Below are 12,642 nucleotides of genomic sequence, written 5' to 3'. Positions count from 1 at the left end.
TTCTTCGTGCCAACACAACGTGGTCAACCCGCGTAAAAGGGCGGGGCCCCGGATCGAAATCCGGGGCCCCGCCCTGAACGCTGCCGACGCCTAAGGCGTACTAGAGGCCGTCAGTTGTCGTCCTCGTCGATGAGGAAGCCACGCATGGGCGAGGGAGCCTGTCCCATCGGACCGGGACCCTGCGGCCGCACGGGCGCCATCGGCTGGGTCATCGCGGGCGACATCTGCTGCTGGCCGCCGTACGACGGGCCGGCCGGCGAAGGACCGCCGCCCATGCCCTGGTTGCCACCGTACGACGGCGCGCTCGCACCGGCCGGAGCCATGGAAGGCGCCGGGGACGGCGGCAGCGACGCGGCGGCCGGGGTACGCGGCGGAGCCAGCGAGTCGTCGGCCTGGGTCTCCAGCTGGCGCAGCTGCGACTCGAGGTACGACTTCAGACGCGTGCGGTACTCGCGCTCGAAGCCGCGCAGGTCCTCGACCTTGCGCTCCAGCGTGGCGCGGGCGGACTCCAGGGAGCCCATCGCGACGCGGTGCTTCTCCTGCGCGTCCCGCTCCAGGGCGTCCGCCTTGGCACGGGCGTCACGCTCGAGACCCTCGGCACGCGAACGCGCCTCGCCCACGATCTTGTTGGCCTCGGAACGCGCCTCGGCGATCGCCTGGTCGGCGGTCTGCTGGGCCAGCGAGAGGACACGGGCGGCGCTGTCGCCACCGGGGCCCTGACCGGGGCCGCCCATCGGACCGCCCATGGGGCCGCCCATCTGCTGCTGCATGGGCGGCTGACCGCCCATGGTGCCCTGGCCCATCTGGCCCTGGCCCATCTGGCCTTGACCCAACTGGCCCTGGCCCATCTGGCCCTGGCCCATCGGACCCTGGCCCATCTGGCCCTGACCCATCGGACCCTGGCCCATCTGGCCCTGACCCTGCGGGCCGCCCTGGCCGGCGGGCAGCTGCGGCGCACCGCTCGGCAGCTGGGGCGGGCCACCCATGGGGCCGCCCATCTGCTGCTGCGGCGGACCGGATATGCCGGCCGGTACGGGGGCACCGGGACCGGGCCCACGCATACCCTGCTGCGGCATTCCCTGTCCGGGCATGCCGCCTTGCTGCTGGTCCTGCTGCTCCGGAGGCTTGCGCATGTTCTGCTGGTTCTGGGCAGCAGCACGCGTCGCCGCGGCCAGCTTGGCGCGCAGGTCCTCGTTCTCGCGCAGCAGGCGGGTCAGTTCGGCTTCGACCTCGTCGAGGAAGGCATCGACCTCGTCCTCGTCATAGCCTTCTCGGAGGCGGACGGTCGTGAACTGCTTGTTCCGCACGTCCTCGGGGGTCAACGGCATCTCTTCACCTCAACGTAGTCATCGGCAGTCGGCAAGACCGTATCGTCCACAGTCACCTCGCCAGGTTTCCCGTGATGGAGATGAGGATGTAGACGATGATCATCAGCACGAAGAAGGACAGGTCGAGCGCCACGCCCCCGAGACGCAGCGGCGGGATGAACCGCCGCAGAAGCTTCAACGGTGGATCGGTGACAGTGTAGGTGGCCTCCAGAACGACCACCATCGCCTTGCCGGGTTGCCACGAGCGGGCGAACTGGAAGACGTAGTCCATGACCAATCGGAAGATGAGCACGATGAGGAACACCATCAGCGCGATGTAGATCACCTGCGCGAACACGCTCATGGTCTGTCTTTCCCTCTCCCCTGTTCGTACTTCGTTCCGGTTGTTGCTTCTCAGCTCTGGTTGAAGAACCCGCCCTCTGCGATGCGGGCCTTGTCCTCCGCCGTGACATCGACGTTAGCAGGCGACAACAGGAACACCTTCTGCGTCACCCGCTCGATGCTGCCGTGAAGACCAAACACCAAACCGGCCGCAAAGTCGACAAGTCGCTTGGCGTCTGTGTCATCCATCTCAGTCAGATTCATGATCACCGGGGTGCCCTCACGGAAGTGTTCCCCGATGGTACGGGCCTCGTTGTAGGTCCGGGGGTGAAGTGTGGTGATCCGGTAAGGCTCTCGTTCGGACACGACCTTGGGCATGATCACCGGTGCGTTCTTCTCCAGGCTTGCGCGCTCTTGTGTGATGGATGCCACGGGCGCGATGCGCGCCGGACGCACCGATTCCGCGGCGAGCGAAGAGGATCGGGGCACCGGGTCGCGCGGCGCCGAGGACTGCACAACTCTGACCGATTCGTCCCTTTCAGGTTGAAGCGCCTGATGTGACTGGTGAGACGGCTCATGCCGTCGGCGGTCCCGCTCGGGCTCCGGATCGAGTTCCGGTTCGAAGTCGTCGTCGGGGTCGAAACCGCGGCCGTCGTACCCATCGTCCTCCACGAGGCCGAGGTAGACCGCCATCTTGCGCATCGCGCCGGCCATTCTCTGAGTCCTCCGCTCTGTGGTGGATCGGCTGACGACTGCCAAGTGCCCGCGATCCACGAGGTCGTTATGACCGCCTTTGGCGGTAATGACCATATTTTCTGCTGTGGTCCGACTTCCTGGCGACGTTACCCGAGCCTGGGGCGGACTCCGAGTACCGCGGTGCCGACGCGCACATGTGTCGCTCCTGCTGCCACGGCCTGTTCGAGGTCCGCACTCATCCCTGCGGAGACCATGTTGGCAGCCGGATGGGCTCTGCGCAGGTCGGTCGACAAATCCATCAACCGCTCGAACGCCGCCTGTTCGCGTCCCGCGTACTCCCCGGTGAGCGGGGCGACGGTCATCAACCCGTCGAGCCGCAACCCCGGAGCCCCGGCCACGAGACCGGACAACTCCTCGATTCCGCCCGGCGCCACACCACCCCGCTCCCCTCGCTCGCTCGAACCGGCGTCGAGGGCGACCTGGATCAGGCAGCCCACCTCGCGCTCGGCCTTCACGGCCTCCCGGGAGAGAGCCGTCACCAACTTCGAACGATCGACGGACTGCACGAGATCCGCGTAACCCACCACAGATCGCACTTTGTTGGTCTGCAACTGACCAACAAAGTGCCAAGTAAGGGGCAGATCCGAGCATTCGGCGGCCTTGGGCGCCGCGTCCTGGTCCTTGTTCTCGGCGACGTGGCGCACACCTAGCTCGGCGAGGATCCGCACATCGCTCGCGGGGTAGGTCTTGGTGACCACGATGAGGGTCACCTCTTCCCGCCTGCGCCCGGCAGCCGCACACGCGGCGGCGATGCGCGCCTCCACCTTCGCCAGGTTCGCGGCGAGTTCGTCCTTACGGTCCGTCATGCCCCATCAGTCCAGCCAGACATATCCCGCGAGTCGCCCCGTGGTGCGATCGCGACGATACGAGAAGTGGTCGCCCGACTCCAGCGTGCACACCGGCGACTGCTGCCGGTCGCGCACCCCGAGCCGGTCGAGCTGCGCGTGCACTCCGGCGGTCACGTCGACCGCGGGAGTGCCCCAACTCGTTTCGGAGTGCGCCGCGGGTTCGACGGCGGCGACGTCGGCGCGCATCTCCTCGGGCACTTCGTAGCACCTGCCGCAGACGGCGGGTCCGGTGCGGGCGACGATCCGGGCGGGGTCGGCGCCGAGTTCGGTCATCGCGCGTAGCGCGGCCGGGACGACTCCGGCGATCATGCCGGGCCGGCCGGCGTGGGCCGCCGCGGCGATCCCGGCGACCGGGTCGGCGAGCAGCACCGGGGTGCAGTCGGCGGTGAGGACGGCGAGGGCGAGACCGCGTTCGGCGGTGACGACCGCGTCGACCCGTGGCACCGGCTTCTCGCCCCACGGCTCCGAGACCACCACGACGTCCGCCCCGTGCACCTGGTTCATCCAGACCACCCGGGCCGGGTCGAGACCGAGCGACTTGGCGGCCAGTTCGCGGTTGGTCCCCACGGCTTCGGGGTCGTCGCCGACCGCCCCGCCGAGGTTGAGCTCCTCATACGGAGCGGCGCTCACCCCGCCCCACCGGTCGGTGAAGGCGAAGTGCGCGCCGCTCACGCTCTCGCGCTGTCCTATCACTTCAGGAAGTCCGGCACGTCCAGCTCCTCGGCCGCGCTGTCCGAGTAGCTCCGGGACGGCGGGACGGGCGGGGGGACCGGGAGGTCGGCGGCCGGCTCGGGCGCGGGCTCCGGGTCCTCCTTCGGCGTGACGCTGCCGAGCGAGCCGAAGGACGGACGGCTCTCGGTCTGCCGTACCGGAGTGGGCTCCTCGCGGCGGGACGGGGCCGAGGAGGAACCCATGACCGTCTCGCGCCGGGCGGGCGGCTGGCCCCCGTCGAAGCCGGCGGCGATCACGGTGACACGGACCTCGTCGCCGAGGGCGTCGTCGATGACCGCACCGAAGATGATGTTGGCCTCGGGGTGGGCGGCCTCGCTGACCAGCTGAGCCGCTTCGTTGATCTCGAACAGGCCGAGGTCGCTGCCGCCGGAGATGGAGAGCAGCACGCCCCGGGCGCCGTCGATGGACGCTTCGAGCAGCGGCGAGGAGATCGCCATCTCGGCGGCGGCCACCGCGCGGTCGTCGCCGCGGGCCGAGCCGATGCCCATGAGCGCCGAACCGGCCTCGGACATGACCGACTTGACGTCGGCGAAGTCGAGGTTGATCAGACCGGGCGTGGTGATGAGGTCGGTGATGCCCTGGACACCGGAGAGCAGGACCTGGTCGGCCGACTTGAAGGCGTCGAGGACCGAGACCTGGCGGTCCGAGATGGACAGCAGCCGGTCGTTGGGGATGACGATGAGGGTGTCGACCTCTTCGCGGAGTTCCGCGATGCCGTCCTCGGCCTGGTTGGCGCGGCGTCGGCCCTCGAAGGTGAAGGGGCGGGTGACCACGCCGATGGTGAGGGCGCCCAGAGTGCGGGCGATGTTGGCCACGACGGGCGCGCCGCCGGTGCCGGTGCCGCCGCCTTCACCGGCGGTCACGAAGACCATGTCGGCCCCCTTGAGGACCTCCTCGATCTCCTCGCGGTGGTCCTCGGCGGCCTTGCGGCCCACGGCCGGGTTGGCTCCGGCGCCGAGTCCGCGGGTGAGTTCGCGGCCGACGTCGAGTTTGACGTCGGCGTCGCTCATCAACAGCGCCTGCGCGTCGGTGTTGATGGCGATGAACTCGACGCCCTTGAGACCGACCTCGATCATCCGGTTGATGGCATTGACACCACCGCCGCCGACACCGATGACTTTGATGACTGCGAGGTAGTTCTGCGGTGCTGCCACGTCGAAGGCCTCTCGCCTCGAGTTACGTGTCGCCGAACCGACGAAGCACTGCTGCCTCGCGATCCGTCGACTGATGCCGAATGGGACGGTCCGTAGCGCCGACCCGAACCCTAACGCTGAAGTTTAGGGTTACCAGTGTGTCTGTTCCCTGGAGTCTTCTGAACAGGACACTAAGTCGACAAGTGGCGCACGTTCAACGAACACGCCGAACCTCCCGTTTTTCTTTTCACCCTATGTGATCAGCCGTAGCAGTGCCCAACCAGGGTGCTGGCCTGCGCTGATGTGCGTCAACTCCCCGATGACGCAGGGGCCGTGGGAACGCTGACGTCGAAGTGCCGGGCATCCGGGGCGGCCTTCATGAGAGCGCTGAGCGTACGGGCCTTCGCGGCACCCTTCTCGCCGCTTCCCCAGGCGACGGTACGACCGCCCCTCAACTCCAGCGAGATGTCGTCATACGAACGCACCTTGACGGAACGGGTCACGCGCGCGACGTCGACCGGAATGTCACCCGCCACGCGCACCGCTTCCCGCACCAGTCGGCCCTCCCCGAAGCGACGCAGGCTCGCGGCGCGGGAGTCCGGCCGGGAGAGCGCCAATTCCAGTGCGGGGACGCCTTTCGGGGCTACGGAAACCGTGGCGAATCGGACACCTTCATCGTCCACTTCGACAAAGTTTCCGCCCTTTTGGACAAGCAGAACCGGAGTACGCTCAGTCACTTTCAGCCCGATTCCATGGGGCCAGGAGCGAGCCACATCAACTGAGTCAATTCGGGGCAATTTCCGGCGCAGCCGCGCCTCAATCGCATCGGTGTCGACGGAAATCAGCGGCGAGCCGAGCGGGATGTCGGCGGCCTCACGGACCTGTTCCGGAGTCAGTACCAGGGTTCCCGTGGCCGACACGCGTTCGACACGGAGCCACTGGGATCCGTACAACAGCCAGACGGCACCCGCGGAGAGAAGCGCGAGCGCCACGGCGAGGATGATGATCGTACGAAGCCGACGCACCCTCAACCGCCGGGCGGGAGGCGGGCCGGACGACTCCTGCTGGCGTTCACCGCGCTCGGCGGTCGTCGATCCGGCCACGCGCACTCCCTCTTCCTGGCTACTGGCGTCGGTGCGAGGCGATCGCCTCGTACACCATGGCGACAAGCAGCTCGTCGGCGTCCCGGCGGCCGAACTCGGCGGCGGCGCGGGACATCTCGTACAACCGGTGCGGGTCGGCGAGCACGGGCAGGACGTTGCCCCGCACCCAGTCGGGCGTCAGTTCCGCGTCGTCGACCAGCAGTCCGCCGCCGGCCTTGACCACCGGCTGGGCGTTCAGCCGCTGTTCGCCGTTGCCGATGGGCAGCGGGACGTAGGCGGCCGGGAGCCCGACGGCGGAGAGTTCGGCGACGGTCATCGCGCCCGCGCGGCAGAGCATCATGTCGGCCGCGGCGTACGCGAGGTCCATCCGGTCCAGGTAACTTACCGGGATGTAGGGGGGCATTCCCGGCATCTGCTGTACATGCGGCAGTTCGTTCTTCGGACCGACCGCGTGCAGGATCTGGATCCCGGCCTGCTGGAGCCAGGGCGCGACCTGCTGGACGACCTCGTTGAGGCGCCGGGCGCCCTGCGAGCCGCCGGAGACCAGCAGGGTCGGCAGGTTCGGGTCGAGGCCGAACATGTGCCGGGCCTCGGGGCGGACGGCGGCCCGGTCCAGGGTGGCGATGGTGTGGCGCAGCGGGATGCCGATGTAGCGGGAGTTGCGCAGCTTGCTGTCCGGCGTGGCCACGGCGACCTGGGCGGCGTACCGGGAGCCGATCTTGTTGGCGAGGCCGGGGCGGGCGTTGGCCTCGTGGACCACGATCGGTACACCGAGCCGCTTGGCGGCGAGATAGCCGGGCAGCGCCACATAGCCGCCGAAGCCGACGACGGCGTCGGCCTTGGTGCGCTCCAGGATCTGCTCGGTGGCCTTGATCGTGCCGCGCAGCCTGCCCGGCACGGTGATCAGCTCCGGGGTCGGCTTACGGGGCAGCGGGACGGCAGGGATGAGCGCGAGCTCGTAGCCGCGCTGTGGGACGAGCTTGGTCTCCAGGCCCCGTTCCGTGCCCAGGGCCGTGATCCCCACGGTCGGGTCCTGCCTGCGCAGGGCGTCCGCGAGGGCGAGCGCGGGCTCGATGTGGCCGGCGGTCCCCCCACCGGCGAGTACGACATGCACCGAAATTCACCGCTCTCCGGACGAACGCGCCGAGGAGGCGCGCCGTCGCATCGTGTTCCATCTCCGAGGACCCCGTGCCGGCACGGCGCCTCCCGCCCGCTTTCTACCAAAGCGGGGTTGCCGCATCGAAAGCGCCATCCGCGCAGCGGGATCGTCACGCGCGAACGCGATCAACAGCCCGATGGCGAACATGGTCGGCAGCAGGGCGGACCCTCCGTAGGAGAACAGCGGGAGCGGGACGCCGGCGATCGGCAGCAGACCGAGCACCGCACCGATGTTGATCACCGCCTGAGCGGTGATCCAGGTGGTCACACCTCCCGCGGCATACCTCACGAAGGGGTCCTCCGTGCGTCCGGCCACGCGGATACCCGCATAGCCTAGAGCCGCGAAGAGAGCGAGTACTGACAGCGTCCCCGCGAGGCCTAGTTCCTCACCGGTGACGGCGAAGATGAAGTCGGTGTGGGCTTCGGGGAGTTGGCCCCATTTTTCCACACTCGCGCCGAGCCCGGAGCCAAAGATCCCGCCTGATGCGAGGGCATAGATGCCGTGCACGGCCTGCCAGCAGTCGGCGGCCCCCGACTTGGGCTCGGTGGCGCCGATGCAGGCGAGCCGGGCCATGCGGTTGGGGCTGGTCTTGATGAGGATCATGCCGATCAGCCCGGCGATCGACAGCACCCCGACGAACAGCCTCGTCGGGGCCCCCGCGAGCCACAGCAGGCCGAACAGGATCGCGGTCAGGATGATCGCCGTACCCATGTCGCCGCCGAGCATGATCAGCCCGAGCAGCAGGAAGGCGACCGGGACGAGCGGCACCAGCATGTGCTTCCACTGGGTCAGCAGCTTCTTGTCCTGCTTGCGGGCGAGCAGGTCGGACGCCCACAGCACGAGGGCGAGCTTGCCGAACTCGCTGGGCTGGATCTGGAAGGAGCCGCCGAGCGAGATCCAGTTCTGGTTGCCGTTGACCGACATCCCTATCCCCGGCACCTGTACCAGGGCCATCAGGAAGACCGCGCCCGCCAGGATCGGATAGGCGAGTGCCCGGTGCAGCTTGACCGGCATCCGGGAGGCGATCAGCAGCAGTACGGTGCCGATGACGGCGGCCAGGAACTGCTTGCGGAAGAAGAAGGAACCCGGCAACGACATCTGCAGGGCCGTGATCTGGGAGGCCGAGTACACCATCACCAGACCGAGCACGGTGATCAGCAGGCTGCCACCGAGGATCAGGTAGTAGGCGGTCAGAGGCCGGTCCCAGGCCTTCCGCGCACGCATGTAGAGCTGTTGCACGGGGTTCTCGCGCGCCTGCCGGGGGACGGCGGGGCGCCGGGCCCGCTGCACGGGGGGCCTGCCGGTCCGGCTACTGGGCATCAACGCCTCCGCTACGTCGGTCAGGCGCCGAGTTCGCGAACCGCCTCCGCGAACGCGTCACCGCGCTTGTTGTAGTTGGCGAACATGTCCATCGAGGCGCAGGCCGGAGCCAGCAGCACCGTGTCACCTGCGACGGCGAGGCGTGAGGCCTCCTGGACAGCCGCGAGCATCGCCCCAGTGTCGGTCCGGTCGAGGTCCACCACGGGTACCTCCGGGGCGTGTCGCGCGAGGGCTTCACGGATCAGGGCGCGGTCCCGGCCGATGAGCACGACACCGCGAAGTCGCTGTGCCGACTTGGCGACCAACTCGTCGAAGGTCGCGCCCTTGGCGAGCCCGCCCGCGATCCACACGATCGACTCGTAGGCCGCCAACGAGGCCTGTGCCGCGTGGGTGTTGGTGGCCTTGGAGTCGTCGACGTAGCCGACCCCGTCCACGTCGGCCACGTGGGAGATGCGGTGGGCGTCCGGGGTGAAGGCCCGCAGCCCGTCCCGTACGGCCCTTGCGGGCACCCCGAATGCGCGGGCGAGGGCCGCCGCCGCAAGGGCGTTGGCGATGTTGTGCGGAGCCGGCGGGTTGACGTCGGAGACCTCGGCGAGCTCCTGGGCGTTCTTGTGCCGGTCCTCGACGAAGGCCCGGTCGACCAGGATGCCTTCGACGACACCGAGTTGAGAGGGCCCCGGAGTGCCGAGGGTGAAGCCGATGGCCCGGCAGCCCTCCTCGACATCCGCCTCGCGCACCAGGTCCTCGGTGGCCTTGTCGGCCACGTTGTAGACGCAGGCGACCCGATTGCCCTCGTAGATACGGCCCTTGTCGGCGGCGTACGCCTCCATGGAGCCGTGCCAGTCCAGATGGTCCGGCGCCAGGTTCAGCACGGCGGCGGAGTGGGCGCGCAGCGAGGGCGCCCAGTGCAGCTGATAGCTCGACAACTCCACGGCGAGGACGTCGTACTGCTCGTCGCCGAGCACGGCGTCCAGCAGGGAGACGCCGATGTTGCCCACGGCGGCGGTGCGCAGCCCCGCGGCCTTCAGGATCGACGCCAGCATCTGGGTGGTGGTCGTCTTGCCGTTGGTGCCGGTGACCGCGAGCCAGGGGGCCGCGTCGGGGCCGCGCAGCCGCCAGGCGAGCTCCACGTCGCCCCAGATCTCCAGGCCGGCCTCACGGGCCGCGGTGAAGAGCGGCTTGTCCGGCTTCCAGCCGGGCGCGGTGACGACGAGGTCGGTGCCCTCGGGCAGGGTCCCCGCGGCGGAGCCGCCAGTGGATGCAGTGTCACCGAGACGCACGGTCATGCCGAGCGCCTCCAACTCCGCGGCCTGCTCACGCGCGCGTGCGTCGCCGCCGTCGTTGACGACCGTGATGTGTGCCCCGCGCGCGTGCAGCGCCTTGGCCGCCGGGATGCCGGAGACGCCGAGTCCGGCGACGGTGACGTGCTTTCCCTGCCAGTCGAGGTGCTCCGAGGAGGTCACTTTTCTGCTGCCCATCCCGCGTAGAAGAGACCCAGGCCGACGATCACACAGATGCCCTGGATGATCCAGAAACGGACCACCACGAGGACTTCGGACCAGCCCTTGAGTTCGAAGTGGTGCTGGAGCGGGGCCATGCGGAAGACGCGCTTGCCGGTGAGCTTGAAGGAGCCGACCTGGATGACCACCGACATGGTGATGAGGACGAACAGGCCGCCCATGATGGCCACCAGCAGCTCGGTGCGGGACAGGATCGCGAGGCCGGTCAGGACACCGCCGAGCGCGAGCGAACCCGTGTCACCCATGAAGATCTTGGCCGGCGAGGTGTTCCACCACAGGAAGCCGAGGCAGGCACCCATCAGCGCCGAGGCGATGACCGCGAGGTCGAGGGGATCCCGTACCTCGTAGCAGGCACCCGGGTTGGTCAGGGCGCCCGCGTTGGCGCAGGACTCCTGGAACTGCCAGACGCCGATGAACGTGTAGGCGCCGAAGACGAGGACGGAGGCGCCGGTGGCGAGGCCGTCCAGACCGTCGGTGAGGTTCACGCCGTTCGACATCGCGAGGATCATGAACAGCGCCCAGACCACGAACAGGATCGGGCCGATCTTCCAGCCGAAGTCGGTGATGAACGACAGCTTGGTCGAGGCCGGGGTGTTGCCGCGGGCGTCCGGGAACATCAGCGCGAGCACCGCGAAGCTGATGCCGACGATCAGCTGGCCCGCCATCTTCGCCTTGGCCCGCAGACCCAGCGAACGCCGCTTGACGATCTTGATGTAGTCGTCGAGGAAGCCGACCAGGCCCATGCCGCACATCAGGCCGAGCACCAGCAGGCCCGAATAGGTGGGCGGGAAGCCGGTGATGACCTTGGACAGGAAGTAGGCGACGACCGTCGCCAGGATGAAGGCGATACCACCCATGGTCGGCGTACCGCGCTTGCTGGCGTGCTCGCGCGGGCCGTCGTCCCGGATGTACTGGCCGTAACCCTTGCGCGCGAGCAGCTTGATCAGCAGCGGGGTGCCGACCAGGGTCAGAAACAGGCCGATGACTCCTGAGAACAGGATCTGCTTCATCATCGGGCGGCAACCTCACCCTCGGCGTCGAGCAGCGCCTGGGCGACGCTCTCCAGACCGACCGAACGGGACGCCTTCACGAGGACGACGTCTCCCGGGCGCAATTCACTGCGCAGCAGGTCGACCGCCGCCTGTGCGTCGGACACGTGCACCGACTCCTCACCCCACGAACCCTCGTTATATGCGCCCAGTTGCAGCCAGGACGCTTCCCTGCCCCCGACCGCGACGAGCTTGCCGACATTGAGCCGGACGGCGAGCCGTCCGACCGCGTCGTGCTCGGCGAGCGCCTCGTCCCCGAGCTCGGCCATCTTGCCGAGCACCGCCCAGGTCCGCCGCCCCTTGCCCATCGCCGCGAGCGCGCGCAAGGCCGCTCGCATGGACTCGGGGTTCGCGTTGTAGGCGTCGTTGACGATGGTCACGCCGTCCGGGCGCTCGGTGACCTCCATACGCCAGCGGGAGAGGGAGCCCGCCTCGGAGAGCGCGGTGGCGATCTCACTTGCGGACATGCCCAGCTCATGGGCGACGGCGGCCGCGGCGAGCGCGTTCGACACGTGGTGCTCACCGTACAGGCGCATGGTCACTTCGCTTGCACCGGAGGGTGTGCGAAGGCTGAAGGCGGGCTGTCCGCTGTCCGTGAGTCGCACGTTCTCGGCGCGAACGTCCGCTTCGCCGGACTCTCCGAAAAGGATCACCTTCGCCGTCGTACGGGAGGCCATGGCACGTACGAGAGGATCGTCGGCGTTGAGAATCGCGGCGCCGCCGTCCTGTGCCGACGGCAGGGCTTCCACGAGCTCGCCCTTGGCCTGCGCGATCTGCTCGCGGCCGCCGAACTCGCCGATGTGGGCGGAGCCGACGTTCAGGACCAGGCCGATCTTCGGGGGCGTCAGATCCGTGAGGTAGCTGATGTGGCCGATACCGCGGGCGCCCATCTCCAGGACGAGGAACTTCGTCTCCTCGGTGGCGGTGAGCGCGGTGAGCGGCAGCCCGATCTCGTTGTTGAGCGAGCCCGGCGTGAACACCGTCGGCGCCTTGCGCCGCAGCACCTGGGCGATCAGGTCCTTGGTGCTGGTCTTGCCGGCCGAGCCGGTGAGGGCGACGAGGGTCGCGCCGAGCCGTCGTACGACGTGACGCGCGAGGGCGCCGAGGGCCGTCTGGACGTCCTCGACGACGATCGCGGGCACGCCGACGGGGCGTTGGGCCAGCACGGCCACCGCGCCCGCCCTGACGGCCTGGTCGGCGTAGTCGTGGCCGTCGACGCGCTCCCCCACGAAGGCGGCGAACAGAGCGCCGTCCTTCACCTGCCGGGAGTCGATGACGACGGGCCCGTGCACCTGCGCCGACGGATCCGGTATGTCGTGGGTCTGCCCGCCGACGACTGAGGCGATCTCGGCGAGAGAGAGGGCGATCACAAG

Annotated in this window: 12 protein-coding genes; all 12 read right to left on the bottom strand. The window is 68.8% G+C overall.

Annotated elements, in window-relative coordinates; all coding sequences use genetic code 11:
* Positions 1 to 110: 110 nt before the first annotated feature.
* Positions 111 to 1,328 (bottom strand): DivIVA domain-containing protein, encoded by a 1,218-nt coding sequence (locus ACZ39I_RS04605; RefSeq protein ID WP_467242803.1) that lies wholly within the window; start codon positions 1,326 to 1,328, stop codon positions 111 to 113.
* Between the two features lie 52 nt (positions 1,329 to 1,380).
* Positions 1,381 to 1,671 carry a YggT family protein gene (locus ACZ39I_RS04600; protein ID WP_057618503.1) on the bottom strand — a complete coding sequence of 97 codons (291 nt, stop codon included), beginning with the start codon at positions 1,669 to 1,671 and terminating at the stop codon, positions 1,381 to 1,383.
* 50 nt (positions 1,672 to 1,721) lie between these two features.
* Entirely contained in the window at positions 1,722 to 2,363 is a 642-nt protein-coding gene (locus ACZ39I_RS04595; protein ID WP_280852025.1) for a cell division protein SepF, read from the bottom strand.
* A 128-nt stretch (positions 2,364 to 2,491) separates the two neighbouring features.
* Positions 2,492 to 3,211: a YggS family pyridoxal phosphate-dependent enzyme gene (locus ACZ39I_RS04590; RefSeq protein WP_467242802.1), complete on the bottom strand. Its 720-nt coding sequence runs from the start codon at positions 3,209 to 3,211 to the stop codon at positions 2,492 to 2,494.
* A gap of 6 nt (positions 3,212 to 3,217) precedes the next feature.
* On the bottom strand, positions 3,218 to 3,946 hold the full coding sequence (gene pgeF / locus ACZ39I_RS04585; protein WP_467242801.1) for a peptidoglycan editing factor PgeF: 729 nt from the start codon (positions 3,944 to 3,946) through the stop codon (positions 3,218 to 3,220).
* On the bottom strand, positions 3,943 to 5,139 hold the full coding sequence (gene ftsZ, locus ACZ39I_RS04580; RefSeq protein WP_467242800.1) for a cell division protein FtsZ: 1,197 nt from the start codon (positions 5,137 to 5,139) through the stop codon (positions 3,943 to 3,945). The genes pgeF and ftsZ overlap by 4 nt, the downstream gene beginning before the upstream one ends.
* A gap of 287 nt (positions 5,140 to 5,426) precedes the next feature.
* Positions 5,427 to 6,221, bottom strand: coding sequence for a cell division protein FtsQ/DivIB (locus ACZ39I_RS04575; RefSeq protein WP_467242799.1), 795 nt, complete (start codon positions 6,219 to 6,221; stop codon positions 5,427 to 5,429).
* A gap of 19 nt (positions 6,222 to 6,240) precedes the next feature.
* Entirely contained in the window at positions 6,241 to 7,335 is a 1,095-nt protein-coding gene (gene murG / locus ACZ39I_RS04570; RefSeq protein ID WP_352382882.1) for an undecaprenyldiphospho-muramoylpentapeptide beta-N-acetylglucosaminyltransferase, read from the bottom strand.
* 6 nt (positions 7,336 to 7,341) lie between these two features.
* Positions 7,342 to 8,700 carry a putative lipid II flippase FtsW gene (gene ftsW / locus ACZ39I_RS04565; RefSeq protein WP_467242798.1) on the bottom strand — a complete coding sequence of 453 codons (1,359 nt, stop codon included), beginning with the start codon at positions 8,698 to 8,700 and terminating at the stop codon, positions 7,342 to 7,344.
* A gap of 20 nt (positions 8,701 to 8,720) precedes the next feature.
* Entirely contained in the window at positions 8,721 to 10,178 is a 1,458-nt protein-coding gene (gene murD / locus ACZ39I_RS04560; RefSeq protein WP_467242797.1) for a UDP-N-acetylmuramoyl-L-alanine--D-glutamate ligase, read from the bottom strand.
* Positions 10,160 to 11,233 (bottom strand): phospho-N-acetylmuramoyl-pentapeptide-transferase, encoded by a 1,074-nt coding sequence (mraY, locus tag ACZ39I_RS04555; RefSeq protein ID WP_467242796.1) that lies wholly within the window; start codon positions 11,231 to 11,233, stop codon positions 10,160 to 10,162. The genes murD and mraY overlap by 19 nt, the downstream gene beginning before the upstream one ends.
* Positions 11,230 to 12,639, bottom strand: coding sequence for a UDP-N-acetylmuramoyl-tripeptide--D-alanyl-D-alanine ligase (locus tag ACZ39I_RS04550; protein ID WP_467242795.1), 1,410 nt, complete (start codon positions 12,637 to 12,639; stop codon positions 11,230 to 11,232). Before ACZ39I_RS04550 ends, mraY begins: the two co-directional genes overlap by 4 nt.
* Positions 12,640 to 12,642 lie beyond the last annotated feature (3 nt).

The organism is Streptomyces sp. NPDC024687 (genome assembly GCF_055559055.1).
The sequence above is the reverse complement of the archived record's forward strand: the minus strand, read 5'-3'. Positions and strand labels throughout refer to the sequence as shown.